Consider the following 22,412-nt stretch of genomic DNA (forward strand, 5'->3'; position numbering starts at 1 on the left):
TTTGTCACGTGGGTTGCTTACCTTCCTTTTCCTCGAACGGCGACGCGTTCAAGATCGCTGAACCCTTGGCAGTCAGGTTTCCGTCTTCATCGATCAGGCCCCGTTTCCGGGCGGTGGCGATGCGGCCGGACACCGTGGGCTGAGCTACACCCGTCCGCTCCACCAACGCTTTGACCGGAGCGGTCTTGCTGATCCGGCGCATGAGAACCCAGGCACCCGCCCAAGCCGCAAAGTCGGCGTCGGTACGGCACTGGCGCGGCAGATCATCGAACGGCGTCCCCCACACCTCGGTGATGGTGAGGTCCTGTTTCACCCTGGCCAGCAGGCTGCGCGCCTGGGCCTTGATCTCGCCCAGCGGGAAGGTGCGCAGAACATCCACGGGCACCCCGCCAGCCACCCCGTCCGCGTCCGGGTCCGCCAACAGCACCGCAACCTCTCTCGGCCCCTCGTACGGGACCCACAGAGGGCATACAGCGCGCAGCAGCCAGGGTCCGCGCCGCTCCTCCCAGATGAGGGTGGCCGCCGCTGGTTCGTCTGGGTCTTCGAGCCGCCATCCGGGCGGCAGGTTCGTTTCCACGCCCTCAAGCTAGCACGATGTGAATTGACAGATCGCATCGGCTGGCGCACTCTCGGAAGTGGCGGACGGGAACCGGGTGGACGGCCCACCCACCGGCCGCCGACCAGGGGAGGACGATGCAGCCCAAGCTGATGACCGTTGACGAGGTGGCCGACTACCTGAACAAGCCCCGGTCGTGGGTCTACGGGAACTGGAAGGACGAACAGATCCCGTTCCGGAAAGTGGGTCAGTCCCTCCGGTGCAGACCGGCCGACCTGGAAATGTGGCTGGACGACCAGAACTGAAGAACTGCACTACGTGAAAGCCCCCGAGGCAACCGGGGGCCTTTTTGTTTTCTGAGAGGAATGCGTGACCAAGACGATCCCGCCCCTGGACGAGCCCGGACAGGCAGTTTTGGAGCGGCGTGCGGATGTACTGCTGGAAGCGGCAGACGACGAGACGTGGGAGGCATGGCCGGACCTCTGGCCGGAGTCAGAAGAGACGGAGTTCCAGCGAATAGCGGCGGCGTATACCGGAATGGTTCCTTTGAATTGGGCTCCCATCGTGGCAGCACTTCCCACCTTCGATCCAGAGTCAAGGCGTCGAAATCTGCAATCTCTCATGCGGGAGCGCCCCGACGCAGAGGAGCCCGACCACTACGGCGAGCTACTCGCCCTGCTTTCCGAAGCGGAAGAGGCGGGCACGGGGCACGGCTCCGGATTCGTTGTGGAGCGTCGGAACTATCCCCCGGAGTCATGCCAATGGGCCGGATGCCAAGCACCTCTGTATACCTCGCAGTCTCAACGGAAGCGCGGGCGCCCTCGTAAACACTGCCAGGCCCACCAGAACGCCGCGAAAGCCCGTACGCGACGTTTGCGGTATGCGGGAGTCCAGGTGGGACGTAACAGAAATCTTGTGTACGACTTCGATGGCCTGAAGGAACAGGACCTCTCTGGCTATCGGGAGTTGTGGGGCCGGATCAACACCACAGGAACGTGACGGGCATGGGGCTGCTTCCAGGGCCTCCGCCGTGTCGCATTAATTCAGAACAGTGGAGGAGCGATCCTCTGGGGCCATGCACACTCGGCGGTGTGCCTCTGGTACGGCCAGCAGGCCGGGCAGTTCCCAAGTCGTTACGGGGCTCTGCGGACACCTCCCTGTGAGAGGGACAACGTAGAGAAACACTTCTCCTCTTGCTTCCTACTTACATAGTTCACGGTGGGGGGTAAGGGGGGGCAGTGTCTTCTCTTACGTTGTCCTCTTGTGAGGTACAGGGCCGCTCACAGGCGGCCCTTCTCTCCACTTCTTCCTTCACGTTGATTAGTTCTCTAGGAGGTGTCGCCATGAGCGATACAGAACAGATTCCCGAAGCCATGCCGGCCGACCCTTCCCATTCTGTTCGGGCCGAGGTCGAGCAGGAGTATGCGGGAAGGCTGGCACGGGCTGAACTCAAGGTTCACGCCGCCCAGGCCGGAATCAGTCTCCCCGACGGATTCACTGATTACCTGGACGCTTCCAAGCTGATCGGTGAAGACGGGAAGCCTTCAGCCGACGCAATGGATAAGGCCCTGGCGTCCTTCAAGCCTCAGGAGCCCATGTTTCCCGCGCTTATCGGCGCCGGTCACAACCGCGACGGCAGCCCGATTCCTGAGCGCCGCCGCATTTCACTCGACGTTCGTAAGCGATAACCAGGAGAACTCATATGGCCCTCACCTACCAGCAGCCCGGCACCGCCACTTTCATCCCCGAGCTTTGGGATTCGGAACTCCTCGTAGCCTTTGATCCTCTTCTGGTCTGGGCATCTTCCCTTGTCTCCAATAACAAGTACGAGGGTGAGATACGGAAGAAGGGTGATGTCGTCCACATCAACAGCCTTCTTCGCCCGACCGTAGGCGATTACACGATTGCCGACGGGATGACCTCCGAGCGACCGGAAACCGTTGACCAGAAGCTGACTGTTACTGAGGCGAAGTATCTTCAGGTTCTGATCGAAGATGCGGAACGGGTGCAGCTCGCCGGAAGCCTGGATTCGCCTATCAATCAGCAGATGATTCGGGCCCTGGCCCGTGAGGCTGACACCTTCATGGGCAACATCATCGCCACCGGGGCAACGGCCCTTCCGGCCGTCGTCCCAACTGGCGGCAACATCCCCCAGAGCCTCTACAGCGCCATCCTGGACATGATGCTGGCCCTGGATGACAACGACATCCCGGCGGGCCGTTACGTGGTGGTCTCACCGAAGGTGAAGCGACATCTCATCGAGCACCCGGCGATCGCCAACGCTGCGGCCTACGGTGAGGGTGGCGTGACTGCCAATGGTGTTGTGGCTCGTCTGGCAGGGTTCACGGTTGCCTCCACCACTGCTATGCCGCCTGGTGTGGATATCGTGGCCGGTCACTCGGAGTTCGCCACTTACGCAAGCCAGTTCACGGGATTCCGTGAGGGACAGTCGGAAAAGTACCGGGCTAACTACATCGACACTCTGCACCTGTACGGCGGAAAGATCGTGCGCTATCCGGAGCTGGACACCAAGAAGGCCGACAGCACCTTTGACGAGTCCAAGCCGACCAAGGGAATCGTCAAGGCCGCTGTCACGTGGCCCACTTCCTAACCCTTGATTAGTTCGGGCCCCTGTCCATGCGACGGACGGGGGCCCGTTCTTTTCACCGTCCGTCGATCAGAAGCCTGCGCCGGCCGTCGACCACGCGTAACAGAAACTGGAGGGCCCATGCCCAGAATGCGTAACCCCGATTCGCCACACTCCCGGTACAAGGGTCTAGATGTGCTGCCGAACGATCACGGCCTTCCCATTCCGGATCTGCCACCGGTAAGGGAGTGGTCACCTGCTGAATCCGAGCAGTGGAACCAATGGTGGAACAGTCCGCAGGCTGCGCGCTGGGATGAGTCTTACGTTCCGACTGTGGCCGTCATGCTGACCTATTACGGAAAGATCCTGGACGGTACAGCTACCCGCGACCACCTCACCGAATACCGGCAGTTGGCCACATCCCTTGGTCTGACTGCCGACGGCATGAAGCGGCTGGGCTGGGCGTTTGAGGGGGACGAGTGAGCAGACGAGCAGCCAAGGCCGGAGCCGCAGGAACCCATGACGGAACACACCGGGCCGGTTTCCAGTGTCCATGGTTCGAGCCTCAATGCCCAGAATGCGTTCAGGAGTTCGCCACTCACATCGGATGGCAGTTGACCGGAAAAGTGAAGCCATGGGCTGACGAACTGAGGCACCAGCCGAAGATGTGTTTCGAGTGCCACAAGATGTGACCTCAAGGGGCTTGGGGATTTGATTGGCAAACGCGATGGAAGGAACCCGCCCCCGGCGGGTCCCATTCCTTTCTAATTACACATTACCCCGGGTATTGAATTCATTTGAGTAATGCTTCAGTTATTTGTTAGTTATCATCCTGTGATACGGGTACGGAAGAATGGGTATCAAGCGAAGGGGTCGTCAGAGCAACGCTCCGGCCGCTCGCTGAGACTTCCGCCCTAACAAAGGAATGAAGCGCTATGCGTAAGACCGTGCTCGTACCCGTGGAAAAGCACCTGTGCGACGCTCACATAGCGCGTGACCGCAGCGAGGAAGAAGCCAGGGACACGCTGACGCTTGGGAATCACACCTGGGACCTCTGCCTTGAGCACTCCATCATCTTCGGCAGGTACCTGATGGACGCACTTGGTGTGCCTGAGACCGCCAAGGGGGGAACGGCTGATCCTGAATCCGTGTCGGTTGTTGAGCCTGTCTCGGAGCCGGAGCCGGAGCCGGAGCCGGAGCCGGAGCCGGAGCCGGTAGCCGTTGCGGAGTCTGCCCCCGAGTCTGAGCCTGTGCCGTCCGTGATGCTGGCTGGTGAAGTACCGGGCTATGACTGGGAGTTGGCGCGTGAGGCAGTGCGGAACCTTGGCTATGAGGTGGTCGGCCGTGCCGACGACTCCACTGTCCTTCTAATCCTTGGTGAAGGTGGCGACCGGAACGGCACCAAGCTGCGGGACGCATCCGAGCGTGGCATCCCGTGCATGGACGTACGCACTCCGGGTCGCTTCAAGTCAGCTGTCTGCGCCGGTGAGTTGGTCGGGGGTGACCCGCTTCCGGAGCCTGTCAAGGTCGACCGTTCCGGGATGAGCGAGCGTGAGCGCAACCGTGCCGTGCGGGCCTGGGCCCGGGAGAACGGCTACGCCGTACCCGCCAAGGGGCGTATCCCCATGAACGTGAGGCACGCCTACGAGCTGACGCAGCGGGATGCGTCGGAGGGAAAAGCAGTAGCGGCCTGAGTGCCGCGCCCACTGTGCCGGGCGCCGAGCGCGCCCGGCCTCCCCAGACAGGGGACACCCAAGCACCCCTTTTCGAGATAGAGGCAGCATGAGCACCCCCGTTCTGTACGGTCCTATAGGTCGTGCGGTCCGCAAGATCGCCCCGTTCCTGGAAGCGGATGCGTTGGGGGTGTACGTGGCGGCCCTGTCGATGTGGTCGGCCGCGATCGGTGGCACGGTAAAGGTGTCGTCCCGTGGCAACGCCCGGCCTGTTCTGCTGTGGTCCGCATTGGTGGCCGGAACGGGCAGAGGCAAGGGAACCGCGCTGCGGGCCGCTCATCACGTCCTGGACAAGTCCCTGGGCCGGTTCGTGGCCACGCACACCACATCCGGAATCACGTCCGGGGCCAGCCTGGTCAATCACCTCTGGGACCAGCAGGAATCGACCGCCGAGACCGAGCACGGGCGGGACGTGCGCAGTTTCGTGTGTGAGGAAGAGTGGTCAGAAGTACTGCGCAGGGTGAAGCGGGATGCTTCGTTCACGACCAAGCTGCGGTCCGCATGGGACGGCGCAACGCTGCGGAACACCACCAAGGAAGAGGCTCAGGAAGTACGCGACCCCGCCATGGTTCTGCACTGCCACGTCACGCCGTCCGACTGGGCGAAGTACGTGGGCGAGTCGGAAGCGGCGGGCGGCTCGTACAACCGCATTCTTCCCTTCCTGCTGGGGTCGGTGCCCCTGCTGGACGACGACAGGGTGAGCCTGCCGGACGTGGACGGGCGGGATCTTGCCGACGCTTACGGCTGGGCGACGGCCAGGCCGCGCGTGATCACACTCGCAGAGGACGCCCGGTCCCTGTGGCGGATCGTGCGCCGGTACGCCCGCATCCTGGGCGAGGCCCTGCCCGAGAACCAAGCTGTCTACATCGAGCGAACGGCGGAGCAGACCATACGAGTTGCGGCCTGCCTGGCAGCGTCCGAATGCTCGGAGACGATCACGGAAGAGATGCTGTCGGCTGCGTTCACCCTGGTTCGCCGGTCCGTCCAGGACGCCGTACGCATCACCAAGGGAGCGACCTCCCCGAAGGTGAAGCGACAGCCGCTGAGTCTTGAGGACAAGGTGCGGGCTCGGATCGAAATGCACGGCGGTCGGGCTACCTCCTCGCAGGTGCTCCCGTACGTGGGAGCTACGGCCGCAGAGGTCAAGGAACTGACCGGAATCGTCGTGACCGTGGAACGGTCAGGGAAGACCGGCCGACCTGCCACCGTTTTCTCGCTACCTGGCAACACTTCCGGTGACTCTGCGCCGCAGCCGGCCAGCGCGGAGCGTGAGAAGAACCGCGCACCGGTCGTCAGCCTGGACGCTTACCGCCCGGCACCCAAGCAGGCCCCGGAGCTGACGCCTGATCCGAAGCGCTCGGAACCACTCGCGGGCGCCAACCCCTTCCGGGCGTTGCTCTAACTAACCAATGAACTTGCCCCGGCTTCGTTGGCCGGGGCCGCTTTCGTTTGGAAATGGGAGTGGATCAGCAATTCCACGCCCGGAACATCACTCGGGCAGTCGGAACAAAGGAGAGAGGCTCCACTCTTTAGCTAACTGGTCTGCTTGTGCCTGCGCGGCCACTTGTTGCGGATCGATGTACTGCCAATCGCATCTACCGGGATGGCTCTTGAAAATGGTGCACCCTATACCCAGGGGGCGAGATCTGTTCATGCAGCATTCCAGGTCTTCGATCCACTGGGCAGTCGAGTTGTCTCGCCAACAGAGGTAGATATCCGAGTCGGGGTCGGTGCTTGCGCCCGTGCGGAGGAAAGCCGCATGGTGGTCGTGTGCTACGTCTTCGATTATGCATTGAAACAGGCTGATCGATGCCCATTCGATATGGGGATGCGGAGAGCCGATTTTCCCTGCCTCGGCCTGAACGCCATCGTCCAATTCGGTTGTCGCCGTGCATCGGTACGTCATTTCACCGTCCGGAATATTTCCGCTTCAAAGCCTGTATCCGACAAGGCGCCCACCCGCGCATTCGGTGCACTGAACCTTTTCCCGGCCATTGCAGGTGCCGCAACCGCCAAACCCACCGCATGTAGGGCACCAGATTTCGCGACTTCCGAAACACTCCCCACAGATCGCGGATACGCTATTCAGCCACTCCATAATGGAAGGAAGGCCGTTGTCGTAACCTCGGCGGCCCGCCCTCGGTTTTTCGGGTGCTGTAGCCATGGCCTAGTCCCTGTGCGTGCATTGCCGAACCCTGCGGGCGGCCTCGAAGCGAGCGGAGGCGTTACCGGCTTTCTTTGCCGCCTTCAGCTCGGTAACGGCATCCTCGCACCGCCGACACCCATTGCGCGGCTTGGCTTCGTACAGCCAATCGTCTAGGGGTAGGTCAATGGCTTCACTCGGATAGGTGGGTGGCCTCATACAGCCACCCCCCACACCGTCGCCATGGGGAGCTTTCTCCCATGGCCTACGGCGCTATGCGGATGGTTGCCGATTTCGCGATTGGCACTCGCCACAGCTTCCGGCACGCTTGCTTCACGGGCCACTTCGCGAGAATTGCAAAGCGCAGCGCACGTCATGCATCCCTCGACCCCGACAGGTTCAAGCTCGGGGATGTTACTCGCTACTGGTCCGGAACTGGATTCAGCCTCCGACTTGTCCTCAAGCATCGATCGCCCCTCGGCTCCATGTCTGTCACGTAATGGTGCCGCGTACTGCGCATCGATATGGGTTTCAGTCGCGAGGTTGGGTAAATGATCATCGGGACCGGTAGTGACTGGCCCACTCGTCCAGTTGAGCCCTAGCCTCGTCTTCGAATAGCGCGTAGCTTTCTAGAGTGTCGAACAGTTCCATGTATGCCGCGATGTCTCGGGGATCGCGAAAGACCGTGACACCAACTGTATTTTCTGACGTGGCCAAAGTGTCGTCGTAAATAGTGAAGGTGTCCATGGGAACCGTGGCCATATGACCACTGATCGGGATAATTCCCAGCCGAACGCTCGATAGGCGGGAGAGCGAGACGAGGCGGTCAATCTGCATAGCCATCTCCGGGGCGCTAACGAGCGGCCACCTGACAGCTTGTTCCGTCAAAATAAATATGAATCGTTTTGAGGTGTCATGAAGAACCTGTTGCCGTTCGAGCTTTTTCGCCACGGTTTTACTGGTGTCCACAGGGGAGTGAGCGAGGCTGGCTCTAATATATTCGGGAGTGGACAGAAGCCCAGTAAGCATAGAGAGCAGAAAGAAGCGGAATTCCGTTGTCGACGACTCTAGGCTAGCTAGTTCCTGCTGTTTCCTATCGAGCCCCTTTCGGCGGAGGCTTCGAATATCTTGCCACTCGGTGTTGGCCATCCTTGTGAGGTTTGATACCTGAGTGACCAATTCCGCAGGGGCTTCAACGGCTCTTAGGATTTGCTCAACGTCGACAATCGACGGGCGGGCCTTTCCCGTTTCAAACCGACTAATCTTGGATTGAGACATGTTGCAGCGCGCAGCAAGCCGGACCCCAGAGAGCCCGGCTTGCTTACGCAGTTCTCGGAGCTTCGAGGCCAGTTCCTGACCGGACTGGCCTAGCTGCTCGGGTTCGAACGTCACTCCTTCACGTACTCCAGGAACGGAACCGACTCGGTGATTGCGATTCGCTGGTATTCGATGAATGGTGCGGGATCATCCGAGTGGAGTTCTCGGTTTATCTGCGTTCCGTCTTCCCGGTAGTTCATGAGCACTACCTTTGTGCGGTCGAACATCCAAAAGTCCTGCGCGGCAGGCAATGGATTCGCCCGATCGGTCACGTCAAGGATGCGGATTTCTTCCCCGGCCTTGACGTGGTGCCGGTAGTAGTACTCGAACTCGAACCGGAGATAGTCCGACAGAGGGCGCGTGACGATATGAACTCGCCCGACGCTCTTTCCTTCGCTGCGCCACTGCCGCACTTCGTCCATCCAGCCGGACGCGTAGTTATCCGGTGATTTCTCTCCGTCGAGGAATCGAGCCAGTTTCTCGGCTTCCTGCGACATCGTGTAGACGGGGAGAGTTTCCAACCTCCACGCCTCACGCTGCATGGTGTCGAAGCAAGCGTTCCACTCGTCACCATCCAAGAGCACGAATAGCCTCCCTGAGAACTGCTTCCGGGATCTCCACCAGGGCCTCACCCTGCGGCGGCCGGAAAGCGTCCGAAAGATCGCCCTGAACGATGAATGAGCCGCTGGCCGTCCGGTAGACGTTGGGGCAGTCTTTTTCCCCGCACTCGCCGTTGCCATTGCCGGTAAGCCGTGTCAGTTCCTCGCGGGCCATGCTGAACCCCCTTGTGTCTGGCCTCTGTTGAGGCCGTTGACCATCACGGTAGGCGCTGGCTATGCATGCCCGCTATGCCAGGACGTGACTATGCACGTCTTTGGGTAGAACCGCTGCCTGGACACTGCCGACGAGGGCAGGAGAGCCCCGAGCGGCGCCAGAGGCTCGGTGAAGGGTGAAGGTCTGCGCGGCGAGGGCGCGAGAGCCGCCGTTGCGGTGCCCCCGCGCCCGCTGGCGGCTCCGCTGTCACGGTCGCCAAGGCTGGCCGCATCGAGGCTCCACGCAGAGCAGTTCGGGCGGTGCGGGACGTGCTACAGACCGACCAACAGAGCGCGCAATGGCCGCCATCGCGGGCTTCAGAGTGACGCCGGATGGGCGTTGGCCACGTGACCAACCCATGACCAACAGCGGCCAGGAACGGGCAGAAACAGCAGGTGAGCATGACCAACCCTCACCACTTCCAAGAGGGCCCTGAGGGCATGTATCCGCAGGTCAGCTAACTAATGGGCTGGTGCCCGAGAGGAGAGTTCAAGTCCCCCCTCGGACACAGAGACAGACACCCGTCTGCGGCCTCCGGCCGGGGCGGGTGTCTGTCGTTGTGCGTCGGTCACCCGGCGGGATCGAGCACCACCGGAAGCTCCGCGAGGCCGCGGAAGGCCGGGAAGGGAACCTCCAGCCAGCGTGCTTCGGCGCGGGGGCCGGCCAGGGCCATCCTCGGGAACCGGTCGAACAGGGCGGTGAGCGCCAGCTGCATCTCCAGCCGGGCCACCGGGGCTCCCAGGCAGTAGTGGATGCCGTGCCCGAACCCCAGATGCGCGTCCTGCGCATTGCCCGGACGCATCACGTTCAGCTCGTCCGGGGCGTCGAACTTCAGCGGATCGCGGTTGGCGGAACTGAGCGCGACCTGGACCAGGGCGCCCTTGGGAATCCGGGTCCCGCCGTACTCCACGTCCTCGGTCGCGTAACGGAACGTCGCGCTCTCCACGGAGCCGTCGTAGCGGACGAGTTCCTCGACCGCGGCACGCATCAGCTCCCCGTTCTCCCGCACGGCGCGCAGCTGTCCGGGATGGGACAGGAGGTGCAGCACGGCGTTGCCGATCAGGTACGCGGTCGTCTTGTGACCCGCGAACATCAGCAGGAACGCCGTCGAGACCAGCTCGTTCTCGGTCAGCCCGCCGTCGTCGTCCCGGACCGCGGTGAGCGCGCTCAGGAGATCGTCACCCGGACACCTCCGTTTGGCGGCGATGAGGTCGGAGAAGTACGCGTGCAGATCTTCCTCCGCCTTCTGCTGGGCTCGCCTGGCCTCCTCGTCGAAGCCGCTCCGGGCCACCGTGAAGGACAGGCTCTCCAGCCGGGACCGCTCCTGGGGCGGTACACCGAGCAGATCGCAGATCACGATGATCGGCAGCGGGAACGCGAAGACCGGCAACAGGTCGAAGGGCTCCCGGGTCGGGCACTTGTCGAGCAGGCCCCGGACGATGTCCTGGATCTTCGGCCGGAGAGCCTCCACCCGCCGTGGGGTGAACGCGGAGTTGACCAGCCTGCGCAGCCGGGTGTGCTTGGGCGCGTCGGAGTTGAGCATGTTGTCGTCCAGCGCGACGGACGAGTCACCGAAGATCTTCCGGTAGGCGCCCATGGCCCCGTACATGTCCTTGCTCAACCGCGGATCCGACAGGGCGGCCCGCGCGTCCTCGTACCGGGTGATCAGGTACGTCTCGTTGCCGTGCGGCGGTCTCATGGGGCAGACCGGGGCCGCGTCGCGGAGCTGGGCGTAGACCGCGTGAGGGTCCCGCCGGAACTCCGGGGTGCAGCGTTCGACCGCCGTGACGGCCTCTTGCGTGTCGGTGGTCACGGACGGCTCCTGAGGTCGAAGACGGCCTCGGCGTTGCCGCCGAGGATGAGCTGCTGCGACGCCCTGTCGACCGGCAACTTCTCGATCATGCGGATCTGCTCCTCCAGCGGCACGGCCAACGGTGGTGAGTCGGTGCCGAACAGCATCCGCTCGGGCCCCAGCACCTCCGCGTTCAGGCTCAGATGCGCCCAACTGAGCGGGCTCGTGTCCACGTACATGCGCTGCAGCGCCGCGGCCGGGTCGGCCGACGGTCCCCGGGCCGCGGACGGGGCCGTGGCCGGGGTCCGGGTCTGGGCCGCCTCGGGCCGGCCGGCGGGCGGTGCGCCCCCGGCCCAGTGCCGGGGGCGCGCCGCCGTCTGCAGGCGCTCCGGCAGCAGCGCCATCGCGCCGCCGCCGGTCGCGCCGATCAGCCGTAGATCCGGGTACTTGTCCAGCCACCCCGCAAAGGCGATCATGGCCATGCCCATGGTGACGTCGCCGAACCGGCCGATCTGCTCGACGAAGCCGATCTCGTCGACCCGTTCCGTGCCGCCCGGCTCTGCCGGGGCGTGTACCAGGACCGGCACCCGCGCCTCCGCGGCCAGCGCGAAGAAGGAGTCGGCCCGCGGGGAGCCGAGCAGCTCCCCGTGGACGCTGGACGTGGTGATCAGGCCGACGAAGGCCGGGTCCGCAAGGGTCTCCCGCACCCCGTCGAGGTGATCGTCGTCACCGAACGGGTTGGCGTACACGTAGCCGCGCAACCGGTCCGGGAACCTGCCGATCAGCCCCGACATCCAGGCGTGGAAACTGCGCAGCCGGTCTCGTGGCTGTGCGTAGTTGTCCACGCCCGGTACCCGCGCCATCGCTCCGGCGCCGACGGGGCTGCCGATGATGGTGAGGTCGATGCCGGCCTCGGCGCGAGCGGCGAGCATGCCGTCGACGTCGGTCAGGCTCGGGGGCATGGGGAAGCGTTCGGCCGCCTCCGGCGGGGAGAGATGCCCGTGGATGTCGATGATCACGTGTCGCTGCCCGGTTTCGGTGTGAGTGCGCGGGTGACCGCGGCACAGTCCTGGTCGCCCAGCCCCTGCTCGATGGCCCGGACGTGGGTCTCCGCCGCGGCGGTCGCCAGCGGCAGACTCAGGCCGACTGCCGCCGCCTGCTTGGTAGCGAGCATGAGGTCTTTCGCCATCAGCCGCAGCCGGAAGTCCGGCTCCTCGAAGCGGCCGGAACCCAGGCGCCTCGACTTGAAGGCCATGACCGGAGAGGCGAAACCGCTGCCCGCGACGGTCTTGAGGACCAGCTGCCGGTCGAGGCCGCAGGCGGTCGCCAGCTCGGTGACCTCGGCCAGGGCCTGCACCTCGATGCCCATCACGAGGTTGAGGCACAGTTTCATCCGCATGCCGGAACCGAGCGCGCCCAGATGGACGACCTCCTTGCCCAGCGCCTCCAGCAGCGGGCGGCAGTCGTCGAACGCCTGCTCCTCGCCGCCGACGAAGAGCCGGAGCTCGCCGTCACGGGCATGGTCGCGGTTGCCGAGCATGCCGACGTCCACGACCGAGGGGATGTCCCCGGCGATCTGGACGACCTCGTCGGGGGAGACGGTGCTGGCGCAGATGAGGACCCCGGGGTAGGGGCCCTTGGACAGGACGCCGTCGGGTCCGTGCAGCACGGAGCCGAGGGCTTCGCCGTCGGCGACGACGCAGATGACGGCGCTCGTGCCGGCGACGGCGTCGGCGGGGTGCCGGGCGACGTAGGCGCCTGCCTCGGCAAGCGGTTCGGCCCGCTCCGGGGTACGGTTCCAGACCCGGACCTGTACCCCCCGGTCGAGGAGGCGGGCGGCCAGGCCGGAGCCCATCGTGCCGAGTCCGAGTACGGCGACGGTGCCGTGGGCGGTGCGCGTCATGCCGTCACCCCCGCCGTCTCCTTGACGACCCGGAACCGCAGCGACTGCGTCGAGTCGACCCACTGGCGCAGCGGAGCCACCAGCGCGCGGTGCTCCTCGCTCTGCTGCCAGGCGAAGAAGTGCTCGGCGGTCTGCCACTCGCTGGTGATGACCCACTGCCGCGAGTCGTCCACGGGCGCTCCCAGCCTCTCGACGATGTGGCCGGGGGTCCGGGCGACGGACTGGCGGAGCTGGTCGTACATCTCCAGGAATCCCTGCTCGCCGCCCTCGATCACGCGGACGGTGAAGACGACGTTCAGCTTGTCGGCCGGCCGGCCGTTGTTCCTCGTGCCCATGTCTCCTCCTGAGGGTGAGATCTGGCGGGACACGACTCCAACGGCCTCATGTCCCCCGTGCGGACGCAACTCCGAATGGGGGACGGGCCAACGGGGACAAGGGGATGACGGACCGTGATTGCGCCGTCCGGGTGAGTGACGAGGCGCTGCGTGTCGCGGGCCGCCCGGCGCGGACGGCCGCGCCCGGACGGGGGCCGCACCCCCGATGCGTACCGGGGAGGCCGGTCAGCCGGTCGTGCCGCCCGAGACCCACTGGGTCCACGGCATGTTCCAGTCGCTGAGGCCGTTGTCCGGGGCCGGCGTGGTCCTGTCCGCGGAGTTCTTGACGACCACGACGTCACCGATCATCGAGTTGTCGAAGAACCATGCGGCGGGCTGCTTGGCGTCGCGGCCGCCCTTGACGTCGTTGAGGCCCACGCAGCCGTGGCTCGTGTTGGCCTTGCCGAAGATCGAGTCGGCACCCCAGTAGTTGCCGTGGATGAACGTGCCCGAGTCGGTCAGGCGCATGGCGTGCGGTACGTCGTCGATGTCGTACGCGGCCTTGCCGTCCTTCATCAGGCCGACGGTCGCACCGTTCATGTGGGTCTGCGTGAACTTCTCGGAGATGACCATCCGCCCGTTGTACGTCGGGTGCTCGGCGCTGCCGGACGAGACCGGGATGGTCTTGATCGTCTTGCCGTCCCGTACGACGGTCATCTGCTTGGTCCGGGCGTCCACGGTGCTGATCTGGCTCCGGCCGATGTGGAACGTGACCGTCTTCCGGACGCCGCCGCGGGTGAGCTTCACGGTGACGGTGGAGCCGGGCTTCCAGTAGCTCTCGGGGCGGAAGTCCAGGCGGGCGTCGTTGAGCCAGTGACCGACGACCCGCTGCCCGCTGCTGGAGCTGACCTGGATCTCCGCCTGCACGGCGGCCTTGTCGCTGATCGCCCTGCCGAAGGTGACCGACACCGGCATGCCCACGCCGACGGTCGAGCCGTCCTCGGGGGAGAGGTGCCCGACGAAGTCGTTGGCCGGGGAGACCGTGGTGATCGTGGCGTTCCCGCTGACGGAGCGGCCCTTGGCGTCCGCGGCATCCGCGGCGACCTGGTACCTGGTGGCCCGCTTCAGCGGGTCGTTCGGCTGCCAGGACGTGCCGTCCGCGGACAGCGTGCCCGGAATCTCGGTACCGGTCGCGACGGCTGTCATGGTCACCTTGGTGAGCTTCCCCTTGGTGACGGTGACTTTGACGGGGCCGTTGATCCCGACGCCGTGGGCACCCTGCCCGGGCGTGATCTTTATTCGGGCGTCAGAAGCCTCCGGGGCGCTCGCCTGCTTCGTCTGCGCCTGCGATTTCGGGTGGGTCCCGGTACCGTTGTCGCTGGTGGCAGCGTTGCTGGTGCCGCCGAGGGCCGTGAGCGCGAGTATGCCGCCCAGTACGCCGGCCGTGGTCATCAGCCCGGTGGTTCGCTTACGTGCCGTGATCAAACGCTTCTCCCGTGACGCGGTTCGTCGAATTCCTGGAGCTGGTCACCGGCGGAGTGCAACCAGCCTTAAAGGTCTACTTTTATAGGTTGATCTGTCTGGAAGATAGGAATTGTGGTGAATTCCACGCGCTGTGAGACCGCTGCGGAAGCTGGGGCTGGGGCTGGGGCTGCGGGGGCGGGGGCGGGGAGGTCACCTGCCGGTGATCTCGGAGAGCCATGCCGTGTCCTCCGGCCCCGGCGCTTCGAGGCCGGGTGCGCGCAGCCAGCGGATCTCTCCGGTGCGCAGGGCGACCGTGGCCCGTGGGTGCATCGGCCCGGGGCCCCGGCGGGAGAGGAGGACGAGTTCCCAGACTGTCGCCGTCATGGCGTCGAGCCGGGTGGCGCAGTCGCTGCTGACCCGTCGCGGATCCCGGGTCCGGCCCAAGGACAGATGCGGGGTGAAGGTCCTGGCGGGCCCGCGACAGCGCGGGAACCGCTCCTGCAGTACCTGGTGCAGGTCCGCCCAGGGCGCCTCGCCGGCTGCCGTCGGGTCGAGCCACACGGTGGAGTACGCCCTGTGCCGGAAGGGGTGCACCCCGTCCAGCCGCGCGGTGAAGACCGGCGTCTCGGCCGTCGCCTCGGCGAGCAGCGGGGCGGCCCGCTCGAAGTCGGACTCCGGCACGAAGCCGAAGAGCACGTTGACGTGCGGCGGCCAGCGGTGGATCTGCGGGTCGTAGTCCCGGCGGACGTCCTGGATCGGCGGCCACAGCTCCGCGGGCGGGATCCAGGCCACCGCCGTGCGGGCGGTCGGTGACACGTCGAGGCCGCCGGTGGGCTCACCCCTGTCGGAGTTCGTGTCGAAGCGCAGGTCCGTTCGCGGGTCCCGAAACCGACCGGCGCCCGACGCGTCGACCCGGTCCACCCCCGTGGCCCGGTCCCAGACCAGCTCGCCGTCCGCCTCGATGAACACCACCCGGTGCCACGGGATGTCGCCGCCCGGCACGAAGTAGGGCAGCGGGACGCGTTTGCAGGCATCCCCGCGCTGACTGATCCCCAGCACGAACCGGGCCGGGTCGAACCGCGGGTCCCACCGGATCCAGTGATAGATCTCGTCGCTGGTGCGCATCACGCCTCCTCGGCCGCCGTGACACCCTCCTCCTCCAGGGTGCGACTCCCCTTGTGTCCCGCCCCTTTCCTCACACACCGCGACCCGGCAGGCGCGGTGCGCGAGGGAACCGGCGTGAGCCGAGGCGAGTGGTCTCGTCAGGATCGGCATCCCTCGGCAGCCCGCCAGGTGGCCGGCAGGCGGAGCTGTTCGCAGCGTGGGGTCGGGGCGGTTTGGGATGCGCCGACTGTTACTGGTCGACTGCGGCTCTCGGGTTGACGTCGCAGTGATCGATCGCGTCCACGAGTCCCGTGCCGGCGACGGGTACTCGGAAGGTTGCTCTGCCCTTCGCGGACACCGACACCTGATCGGAGGTGTCGATGACGGTGAAGCCGTGCTTGTCCCTGAAGCTGATCTTCACGGTGAAGAGGCGGTCGCGTGTGTTCGGATTCCTGAGTTCGACGGTGGCGTTGGGGTCCTCCACGCTTGCGCAGTGCACGAGGACAGCGGTGCCGTTCTTCTGGGGCCCGACGGTGGCGCCGGAGGAGGACGCCGTGGGAGCGGAAGGGCGGGTGGGCTGTGAACGGTAGGTGCCGTTGCCGCCGGAATCAGCACTCGTCCCGGAGTCGTTCGCGTCACTGCCGGACGGCTCGCCGCCGCGCGAGCCACCGTCGTCCGAGGACGGCGTTGAACTGTCGTGGTCCTGGCGGGAACTGCTGCAACCGCCACCGTCACAGCCGTGCTGGCTGAGGCTCCCGTGGCCACGGCCCGACGAGAACCCGGTCAGGGCCAGTACGACCATTGCCGACACCGCTGTGAATCTGAGTCTCTGCCCCCGCGTGTATATCCCGTCACCCTCACCACGTGCGTCGCGCCCGCCCCGGCGAGGGCAGGCCAGGCCGCGCGGTCTCACGTCGTACGGGCTGTGCCGGCCCCTTCGTCGACCGCCTCGCCTTCGGCGGAAGCATCATGGAAACCGGCACCGACTCCTGCCGGCTCGCCACCACCCGTGTCCGCGCCGAGCAGCAGGCTGTCGGACGAACCAGGCGCGGTGGCGCCGAGTGCTCCGCTCCCGCCGCTAGTGCCAGTCGCTGATACGGACGTCGTCGGGCGCCGGCCTGCCGTGTCCGGTCTCCACGAACTCCTTGAGGCTCATCAGGAAGGTCGCCCACTTCGTGCTGCAGTGGTGCATGAACTCGACCGGCTCGCGCCAGCCCTCGTGTGTGAACAGGACGATCGTGTACTCGTCGCGTCGGCTGAGGCTCCAGTCGATCTCGGTCCCGATCCACTCCGCGGGTCCGTCCGTGACGCGCCATCGCACCCGGCCGGCGGGGTCGAGCTCCAGGATCTCCATGTCGAAGCCGCCGACGTCGCCGAACCGGAACGCCAGCAGGCCGCCGACCTCGCTCTTGCCGGTGGTGTCCTTCGTCCACCAGCCGGCGATGCCCTCGGGGGTTGCGATGGCCCGATAGACGTCGTCCAACGATGCGACGGCGCCGATTCGATGCAGGATGTCGGCCATGTTCATTCTCCTTCGCTGTTGTTGCGACTGCGTTCGATCGCCTCCGCGATGCGTTTGATGCGGCGGAGTCGGGCGTCCCAGGTGGCGCCCACCGAGGCCAGTTGCGCGGCCGCGCGGGCGAGTTGCGGCTCGTCGACGTGGTAGCGCCGCTCGCGACCGGCCGGCTCGGCGTGGACCAGCCCGGCCCGGTCGAGGACGGCGAGGTGTTTCGACACGGCCTGCCGCGTGAGGGGGAGGCCCGCACTGAGTGAGGTGGCCGTGCCGGGCCCGGACGCGAGGAGCAGGTCGATCAGGGTGCGCCGGGTCGGGTCGCCGATCGCCGACCACAGCTCGTCGTCGACCGGCGCGCTCACGGGGTCGACACCAGCCGCGCGATGTACGTGCCCAGCCGGGGGATGTAGTGGTCCCAGGCGCTCGCGTGCTCGCGGTACTGCTCCTCGAGGACGGCGATCTCCCAGCCCATCTCGCGGAACCCGGTCTCTGTCATCCGGACCCGGGTCCCTCGCTCCGTCGGCTCCAGGTCGAAGGTGACCAGCAGCGAGTCCCCGCCGCGATCGGCTTCGGAATAGCACCACCGGAACGAGAACCGCGACGGCGGGTCGACCTCGACGACGGTGAGCGCGACGGTCATCGTCTCCCCGGTCGCCTCGTCACGCCAGAAGAGCTCACCGGGCGCCCCTTCGACGGGCTTGAACCGGGCGTCGTCCGGCCACCACTCTCGCATGTGCTCCGGTCGGCTGATGACCTCGAAGACCGTCTCGGGTGACGCATCGACGTGGATGTCGCGCTCGATACTGCCGTACTCCATGCCAAGCCTTTCGCAACCTTTGGTTGCGTGTCAGCTTAGGTCGCGAGTCGCTTACGTGCAAGCATTGGTTGCGGATGGGTGGGGGTCGGCGAGTCCGTTGCCCGCTGTGAAGGCCGAGGTCGCGACGCCGGCCCCCCGGGGGGATGGCCGCTGTCGTCCGCCGCCTGTCCGGGTGTCGGTCGTGCCGATGACGTCGTCGCGCCGACGGCTGCCGGCCTTCTCGTCTTTCTCTGCGCCGGGCCTGCGGCGCCGCGAACCGAACCCCGTCTTCGAGTGGCACACGGACGGCTTGGGGTTGACGTCATGAGCCGTTGGCGGGAGTTGACCGGAGGGACATCCGGACGGGACTGCGCTGCGCGGTTCGCGGCTCCGGCCCGTCGCGGGAACGATGTGCACGGTGGGGCGCGGTTCTGTGCGGCGCTCATGCCTGCCGTAGTGCGGGTGCCGGACGCCGGGTGCCAGGCTTCTGGGTGAGCGTGATCGACGACTGGCCGCCGATGGCCGCCTCGGCGGACAGCGAGTGCGGCGCGGCCGAGCAGTCGTACTCGCCGTTCTGGCGACCCCCGCCACGGCCTCGGGCGCGGTCGACCTGGTCATCGACCGGTTGGGGGAGGGTGACACGCCGTGCCGTCGCACAAAAATGATCACTGAACGCACAATATGGTGCAATTTTTCATATTTGATCTCTCGGTAGGAGGAAGTGCCATGGCGGGCAAGCCCAGCATTGTCTTCGCCCACGGGCTCTGGGCGGACGGGTCGTGCTTCAACAAGCTCATCCCCGCGCTCCAGGCCGAAGGGCACGAGGTCTTCGCCTCGCAGCACGGCCTCGACTCGCTGGAGAGCGACGTCGCCTGTGTCACCTTCACGCTCAACCGCGTCCCCGGCCCGATCGTGCTGGTCGGTCACTCCTACGGCGGGACCCTGATCACCAAGGCGGGCACCCACGACCGCGTCGGCGCTCTCGTGTACATCGCCGCCCTCGCCCCGGACGAGGACGAGACGTCCCAGGCGCAGCAGGACAAGTTCCCCCGCACGCCCGTCTTCGAGCACGTGGAGGTCGCCGACGGCCGCGTGTGGCTCAAGCCCTCGGGCGTCCCGCACTTCTGCGGCGACCTCCCGGAAGCGGAGCAGAAACTCGTCCTGGCGACGGGCGCGGTACCGGTGGCGGACCTGTTCGGCCAGCAGGTTCCCGGCACCGCCTGGCGGACGAAGCCGAGCTGGTACATCGTCGCCAACGACGACGAGACCGTGCACCCCGATCTGGAGCGGTCCGCCGCCGATCGGATGGGCGCCAGGACCCGTGCCGTGGACAGCAGCCACGTTCCGATGCTGTCGCATCCCGACTTCGTCCTCGACGTGATCCGCGAGGCCGCGGAGTCCCTCGCCACCTAGGCCGAGCCGGCGACGACCGGTCGCGGCCCGACGCGGCCGCTTCCGCACTGGCCCATACGGATGATTCTGCGGCGCCGCAGGGTGAACGACGGCGGACGGTGCCCCGGCTCGGCGGCCGGCGGCCGTTCGCGCCCATACGTTGACCCGTGTGCCGCTGAGCTACGCCTTTGTGAACCTGAAGCCCGGGGTGGGTAAGACGACCAGCGCGGTCTGGTTGGCCCACGCGCTTCACGAGTCGGGCATCCCACCGCTGCTGGTCGACAGTGACCCCGCGTCCTCCGCGCTGCGCTGGAGCGAACTGGCGGGTGGCTTCCCGTTTCCCGTGGTCGCCCTTCCGGTGGGCGACGTGCACCGGCGCGTGAACGACTTCCTGGGCGAACGGCAGGCCGTCGTGTTCGACGCTCCGCAGATGGAGGACCACGCCCACATCGCCCGCAGCATCATGAGATACGCGGGCGACTGGATCGTGCCGGTCACGCCGGCTCCCATCGAGCTGGACCGCATGGCGCCCATCGGGGGCGAGATGGGCGACGTACAGTCCCTGCGCGCCCAGCCGGCCCATGCCGCCGTTCTGCTGAACCGGACGAACCGGGCCGACGCCACGCGCACCGGTCCCGACGCCGACGCCCGCGAAGCGCTCACCGAGCGGGGCTTCGACGTGCTGTCCACCCACATTCCGCGGCTCGACCTGTACTCCCAGTCGTTCGGCAGCCCGGTGGCGGCCAAGGGCACGGCGTACATGGACCTCGCGGACGAACTCATCAAGCGACAGGACAAGGCATGAACCAGCGCAAGGACACCTACCGGGCCGCGTTGCAGCGCGTTCCGGACGCGGTCGTACCGGGTCCCGCCAGAGTCACCCGGCTGCACACGCGATACGTCCGGGTGACCATCGAGCTCGACACCGGCCTGCCACGTGACCTCGTGCAATGGGCGAGGTCACCGGTGTCCAGGGTGATGCGGGCAGGCGCCGCCGCCCTGCGACCCGCCAGCAGCGCCCCGTAGGCCCCGGCGTCGCGGCCGTACCCGGAGCCGAAACCCTTTGCGCGGGCCGCCGCCCGGATGATGGGGTGGCACGGTGTCCGACCACGACGAAGCAGGGACCGTACGGCCGTCGGCCCTGGCCTGGGTGGGCCGGCAGCTGGCGGCCGGCGAACGGGTCGTCGCGACCGAGGCACTGCACGGGGGCATCACCGCGGAGATGCGGCGGCTGACCATCGGCACCCGGGACGGCGGCACCCGTGCCCTGGTGCTGCGGACCTTCGTCGACCCGTCGTTCGTGGCGCAGGCCGCGGACCTGCTGAACCGCGAGGCCGACGTCCTCGCCCTGCTCGCGGGGACAGGTGTGCCGGCGCCGGGACCGGTCGCGGTCGATCCGGCCGCCGCGCACTGCGAGTACCCGTCACTCCTGATGACGCATCTGCCGGGCCGCACGGTCCTCGACGACCGGGGACTTGAGGCGCGCGTCCCCCTGCTGGCCCGTCAGCTCGTCGCGATCCACGCGGTGCGGCCCGCCGTGCGTCCCCGCGAGTACGAGGCGTGGACGACCGCCGACGCCGTCGTCCCGCCGGACGGCGCCGACACGGCGGCATGGGCCGCGGCGACGGACGTGATCCGCGAGCCTGCGCCACCCTACGAAGGGCGGTTCCTGCACCGGGACTTCCACCCCGGCAACGTGCTGTTCGACGTGGCGCCGCCCGGCCCGGCCGGTCCCCGGATCACCGGGGTCGTCGACTGGGTGCAGACCTCCTGGGGCCCGGTGGATCTCGACGTGGCGCACTGCTCCACCAATCTCGCGCTGCTGCACGGCCCGGCGTGGGGGCTGCGGTTCGCCGAGGCGTACGAGGAGGCCGGCGGGGTGCTGGCCGCGGCCGCGGGCGAACGGCTGTACTGGCGGCTGCTGGACGCGCTGGCGTTCTCGACGGGGGTGCGGTGGGTGGCGCGGCCGTGGCAGGAGGCGGGCCGGACGGAACTGACGACGCGGACGGTGGAAGGGCGGCTGGACGCCTACGTCACCGCCCTGCTGGACACCCTGGGCTGAGCCACGGCACGTCGGCGAAAACCCGTTGGCGGGCCGCAGCGGCGGCTGCTACTTTTCCGGCGGCCGTGCGAGAGATCGAGGAGGTGGTACCCGTGGACGCAGTATCGACATGGGTGCTCCCCTCCGGGGTCACGGTCGGACGCCAGGTCGTCCGGGAGCGCCGTTCCGAGCACTCCCGAAAGGCACGACCGTGCACTTCACTTCCGAACAGCGCCTCGACGACGGCGTCATCGAGCGCGAATTCACCCTCGGCGAGATCCCCGGCACCCTCTGGACGCCCGGATCCGCCGCACCGGCCCCGCTGATCCTGATGGCCCACAACAACGGCCTGCCCAAGAGCCAGCCCCGGCTGGTGGCCCGGGGCCGGTACACCGCGGCGAACGGCTACGCGGTGGCCACCATCGACGCCGCCGGCTGCGGCGACCGGCCCCGTTCCGCCGCCGACGAACAGACCCGCGCCGACCTGCGCCGGGCGATGCGGGCCGGCGAGCCGGTCGACGAGATCTTCGAGTCCCTCGTCGGCCCCCTGGTCGAACAGGCCGTCCCGGAATGGCGGACCACCCTGGACACCCTCCTCACCCTGCCCGGGATCGGCGGCCCGGTCGGGTACTCGGGGTGGATGGCCCTCGGCATCCGGCTCGCGGTGACCGAACCCCGCATCGCCGCCGCCGGCTTCTTCGCCGGGGGCTACGTGCCCCGCGCCCAGCGCGAGGAGGCCCGGCAGGTCACCCTTCCGCTGCTGATGCTGCTGCAGTGGGACGACGAGGGGAACCCCCGGCAGCGCGCCCTGGACCTGTTCGACGCCTTCGGGACCAAGGAGAAGACGCTGCACGCCAATCTGGGCGGGCACACCGGCACCCCGTGGTTCGAGGGGGAGGACGCGAACCGGTTCTTCGGACGGCACCTGAAGTAGGGCCGGGCCG

Annotated in this window: 26 protein-coding genes; 12 read left to right on the forward strand and 14 right to left on the reverse strand. The window is 66.8% G+C overall.

The features are described 5' to 3' along the window. Positions 1–4 precede the first annotated feature (4 nt). Positions 5–577 carry a hypothetical protein gene (locus ACFZB3_RS03315; protein ID WP_391368827.1) on the reverse strand — a complete coding sequence of 191 codons (573 nt, stop codon included), beginning with the start codon at positions 575–577 and terminating at the stop codon, positions 5–7. A 116-nt stretch (positions 578–693) separates the two neighbouring features. Here ACFZB3_RS03315 and ACFZB3_RS03320 point away from each other — a divergent pair, with 116 nt between their 5' ends. The 7 genes from ACFZB3_RS03320 (at position 694) to ACFZB3_RS03350 (ending at position 6,278) form a co-directional block, all read left to right on the forward strand. After that, entirely contained in the window at positions 694–861 is a 168-nt protein-coding gene (locus tag ACFZB3_RS03320; protein WP_391368830.1) for a helix-turn-helix domain-containing protein, read from the forward strand. A 64-nt stretch (positions 862–925) separates the two neighbouring features. Continuing rightward, positions 926–1,555 carry a hypothetical protein gene (locus ACFZB3_RS03325; RefSeq protein WP_391368833.1) on the forward strand — a complete coding sequence of 210 codons (630 nt, stop codon included), beginning with the start codon at positions 926–928 and terminating at the stop codon, positions 1,553–1,555. A gap of 344 nt (positions 1,556–1,899) precedes the next feature. Continuing rightward, positions 1,900–2,244: a hypothetical protein gene (locus tag ACFZB3_RS03330; protein ID WP_391368836.1), complete on the forward strand. Its 345-nt coding sequence runs from the start codon at positions 1,900–1,902 to the stop codon at positions 2,242–2,244. A 14-nt stretch (positions 2,245–2,258) separates the two neighbouring features. Further along, entirely contained in the window at positions 2,259–3,167 is a 909-nt protein-coding gene (locus tag ACFZB3_RS03335; RefSeq protein ID WP_391368839.1) for a hypothetical protein, read from the forward strand. Between the two features lie 171 nt (positions 3,168–3,338). After that, complete coding sequence (locus ACFZB3_RS03340) at positions 3,339–3,626, forward strand: hypothetical protein (protein WP_391368842.1); 288 nt, start codon at positions 3,339–3,341, stop codon at positions 3,624–3,626. 452 nt (positions 3,627–4,078) lie between these two features. After that, positions 4,079–4,837, forward strand: a complete 759-nt coding sequence (locus ACFZB3_RS03345; protein ID WP_391368845.1) for a histone-like nucleoid-structuring protein Lsr2 — start codon at positions 4,079–4,081, stop codon at positions 4,835–4,837. A gap of 88 nt (positions 4,838–4,925) precedes the next feature. Further along, positions 4,926–6,278, forward strand: coding sequence for a DUF3987 domain-containing protein (locus tag ACFZB3_RS03350; RefSeq protein ID WP_391368848.1), 1,353 nt, complete (start codon positions 4,926–4,928; stop codon positions 6,276–6,278). A 1,296-nt stretch (positions 6,279–7,574) separates the two neighbouring features. On the opposite strand, the gene ACFZB3_RS03355 is transcribed toward ACFZB3_RS03350, so the two are convergent. From ACFZB3_RS03355 to ACFZB3_RS03415, 13 genes are all read right to left on the reverse strand, one after another. After that, positions 7,575–8,411, reverse strand: coding sequence for a Scr1 family TA system antitoxin-like transcriptional regulator (locus ACFZB3_RS03355; protein ID WP_391368851.1), 837 nt, complete (start codon positions 8,409–8,411; stop codon positions 7,575–7,577). After that, positions 8,408–8,920: a DUF6879 family protein gene (locus tag ACFZB3_RS03360; RefSeq protein ID WP_391368854.1), complete on the reverse strand. Its 513-nt coding sequence runs from the start codon at positions 8,918–8,920 to the stop codon at positions 8,408–8,410. Before ACFZB3_RS03360 ends, ACFZB3_RS03355 begins: the two co-directional genes overlap by 4 nt. Beyond that, positions 8,904–9,110: a hypothetical protein gene (locus ACFZB3_RS03365; RefSeq protein WP_391368856.1), complete on the reverse strand. Its 207-nt coding sequence runs from the start codon at positions 9,108–9,110 to the stop codon at positions 8,904–8,906. The genes ACFZB3_RS03360 and ACFZB3_RS03365 overlap by 17 nt, the downstream gene beginning before the upstream one ends. A gap of 607 nt (positions 9,111–9,717) precedes the next feature. Continuing rightward, positions 9,718–10,962: a cytochrome P450 gene (locus ACFZB3_RS03370; RefSeq protein WP_391368859.1), complete on the reverse strand. Its 1,245-nt coding sequence runs from the start codon at positions 10,960–10,962 to the stop codon at positions 9,718–9,720. Next, a complete protein-coding gene (locus tag ACFZB3_RS03375; RefSeq protein WP_391368862.1) occupies positions 10,959–11,960 on the reverse strand; it encodes an amidohydrolase family protein in 1,002 nt (333 codons plus the stop codon). Before ACFZB3_RS03375 ends, ACFZB3_RS03370 begins: the two co-directional genes overlap by 4 nt. Then, a complete protein-coding gene (locus ACFZB3_RS03380; protein WP_391368865.1) occupies positions 11,957–12,844 on the reverse strand; it encodes an NAD(P)-binding domain-containing protein in 888 nt (295 codons plus the stop codon). The genes ACFZB3_RS03375 and ACFZB3_RS03380 overlap by 4 nt, the downstream gene beginning before the upstream one ends. Beyond that, a complete protein-coding gene (locus ACFZB3_RS03385) occupies positions 12,841–13,179 on the reverse strand; it encodes an antibiotic biosynthesis monooxygenase (protein WP_391368868.1) in 339 nt (112 codons plus the stop codon). The genes ACFZB3_RS03380 and ACFZB3_RS03385 overlap by 4 nt, the downstream gene beginning before the upstream one ends. Before the next feature lie 225 nt (positions 13,180–13,404). Next, entirely contained in the window at positions 13,405–14,610 is a 1,206-nt protein-coding gene (locus tag ACFZB3_RS03390) for an Ig-like domain-containing protein (RefSeq protein WP_391369736.1), read from the reverse strand. Between the two features lie 222 nt (positions 14,611–14,832). Next, positions 14,833–15,747: an RNA repair domain-containing protein gene (locus ACFZB3_RS03395; RefSeq protein ID WP_391368871.1), complete on the reverse strand. Its 915-nt coding sequence runs from the start codon at positions 15,745–15,747 to the stop codon at positions 14,833–14,835. 229 nt (positions 15,748–15,976) lie between these two features. Next, the gene (locus tag ACFZB3_RS03400; RefSeq protein WP_391369739.1) at positions 15,977–16,528 is read right to left on the reverse strand and encodes a hypothetical protein; all 552 of its coding nucleotides are present in this window, start codon (positions 16,526–16,528) and stop codon (positions 15,977–15,979) included. A gap of 276 nt (positions 16,529–16,804) precedes the next feature. After that, positions 16,805–17,248: an SRPBCC domain-containing protein gene (locus ACFZB3_RS03405; protein WP_391368874.1), complete on the reverse strand. Its 444-nt coding sequence runs from the start codon at positions 17,246–17,248 to the stop codon at positions 16,805–16,807. 2 nt (positions 17,249–17,250) lie between these two features. Then, a complete protein-coding gene (locus ACFZB3_RS03410; protein WP_391368876.1) occupies positions 17,251–17,601 on the reverse strand; it encodes a metalloregulator ArsR/SmtB family transcription factor in 351 nt (116 codons plus the stop codon). Next, positions 17,598–18,056: an SRPBCC domain-containing protein gene (locus ACFZB3_RS03415; RefSeq protein ID WP_391368879.1), complete on the reverse strand. Its 459-nt coding sequence runs from the start codon at positions 18,054–18,056 to the stop codon at positions 17,598–17,600. The genes ACFZB3_RS03410 and ACFZB3_RS03415 overlap by 4 nt, the downstream gene beginning before the upstream one ends. 705 nt (positions 18,057–18,761) lie before the next feature. Here ACFZB3_RS03415 and ACFZB3_RS03420 point away from each other — a divergent pair. From ACFZB3_RS03420 to ACFZB3_RS03440, 5 genes are all read left to right on the forward strand, one after another. After that, on the forward strand, positions 18,762–19,448 hold the full coding sequence (locus ACFZB3_RS03420; protein ID WP_391368882.1) for an alpha/beta fold hydrolase: 687 nt from the start codon (positions 18,762–18,764) through the stop codon (positions 19,446–19,448). A gap of 148 nt (positions 19,449–19,596) precedes the next feature. Then, positions 19,597–20,232 carry an AAA family ATPase gene (locus tag ACFZB3_RS03425; protein ID WP_391368884.1) on the forward strand — a complete coding sequence of 212 codons (636 nt, stop codon included), beginning with the start codon at positions 19,597–19,599 and terminating at the stop codon, positions 20,230–20,232. After that, positions 20,229–20,453, forward strand: coding sequence for a hypothetical protein (locus ACFZB3_RS03430; RefSeq protein ID WP_391368887.1), 225 nt, complete (start codon positions 20,229–20,231; stop codon positions 20,451–20,453). The genes ACFZB3_RS03425 and ACFZB3_RS03430 overlap by 4 nt, the downstream gene beginning before the upstream one ends. A 73-nt stretch (positions 20,454–20,526) precedes the next feature. Then, positions 20,527–21,489, forward strand: a complete 963-nt coding sequence (locus ACFZB3_RS03435; protein WP_391368890.1) for a phosphotransferase — start codon at positions 20,527–20,529, stop codon at positions 21,487–21,489. Between the two features lie 190 nt (positions 21,490–21,679). Continuing rightward, on the forward strand, positions 21,680–22,402 hold the full coding sequence (locus ACFZB3_RS03440) for an alpha/beta hydrolase (protein ID WP_391368893.1): 723 nt from the start codon (positions 21,680–21,682) through the stop codon (positions 22,400–22,402). Positions 22,403–22,412: the final 10 nt, after the last annotated feature.

Origin of the sequence: Streptomyces sp. NPDC008092 (genome assembly GCF_042957285.1) — a bacterium.
Lineage (GTDB): Bacteria > Actinomycetota > Actinomycetes > Streptomycetales > Streptomycetaceae > Streptomyces.

What these genes read in the sequence shown, in the direction of transcription:
- ACFZB3_RS03320 (WP_391368830.1), top strand. Translation starts at nt 694, where the DNA reads ATGCAGCCCAAGCTGATGACCGTTGACGAGGTGGCCGACTACCTGAAC.
- ACFZB3_RS03330 (WP_391368836.1), top strand. Translation starts at nt 1,900, where the DNA reads ATGAGCGATACAGAACAGATTCCCGAAGCCATGCCGGCCGACCCTTCC.
- ACFZB3_RS03335 (WP_391368839.1), top strand. Translation starts at nt 2,259, where the DNA reads ATGGCCCTCACCTACCAGCAGCCCGGCACCGCCACTTTCATCCCCGAG.
- ACFZB3_RS03345 (WP_391368845.1), top strand. Translation starts at nt 4,079, where the DNA reads ATGCGTAAGACCGTGCTCGTACCCGTGGAAAAGCACCTGTGCGACGCT.
- ACFZB3_RS03350 (WP_391368848.1), top strand. Translation starts at nt 4,926, where the DNA reads ATGAGCACCCCCGTTCTGTACGGTCCTATAGGTCGTGCGGTCCGCAAG.
- ACFZB3_RS03365 (WP_391368856.1), bottom strand. Translation starts at nt 9,110, where the DNA reads ATGGCCCGCGAGGAACTGACACGGCTTACCGGCAATGGCAACGGCGAG.
- ACFZB3_RS03380 (WP_391368865.1), bottom strand. Translation starts at nt 12,844, where the DNA reads ATGACGCGCACCGCCCACGGCACCGTCGCCGTACTCGGACTCGGCACG.
- ACFZB3_RS03385 (WP_391368868.1), bottom strand. Translation starts at nt 13,179, where the DNA reads ATGGGCACGAGGAACAACGGCCGGCCGGCCGACAAGCTGAACGTCGTC.
- ACFZB3_RS03390 (WP_391369736.1), bottom strand. Translation starts at nt 14,610, where the DNA reads ATGACCACGGCCGGCGTACTGGGCGGCATACTCGCGCTCACGGCCCTC.
- ACFZB3_RS03395 (WP_391368871.1), bottom strand. Translation starts at nt 15,747, where the DNA reads ATGCGCACCAGCGACGAGATCTATCACTGGATCCGGTGGGACCCGCGG.
- ACFZB3_RS03400 (WP_391369739.1), bottom strand. Translation starts at nt 16,528, where the DNA reads ATGGTCGTACTGGCCCTGACCGGGTTCTCGTCGGGCCGTGGCCACGGG.
- ACFZB3_RS03405 (WP_391368874.1), bottom strand. Translation starts at nt 17,248, where the DNA reads ATGGCCGACATCCTGCATCGAATCGGCGCCGTCGCATCGTTGGACGAC.
- ACFZB3_RS03415 (WP_391368879.1), bottom strand. Translation starts at nt 18,056, where the DNA reads ATGGAGTACGGCAGTATCGAGCGCGACATCCACGTCGATGCGTCACCC.
- ACFZB3_RS03420 (WP_391368882.1), top strand. Translation starts at nt 18,762, where the DNA reads ATGGCGGGCAAGCCCAGCATTGTCTTCGCCCACGGGCTCTGGGCGGAC.
- ACFZB3_RS03430 (WP_391368887.1), top strand. Translation starts at nt 20,229, where the DNA reads ATGAACCAGCGCAAGGACACCTACCGGGCCGCGTTGCAGCGCGTTCCG.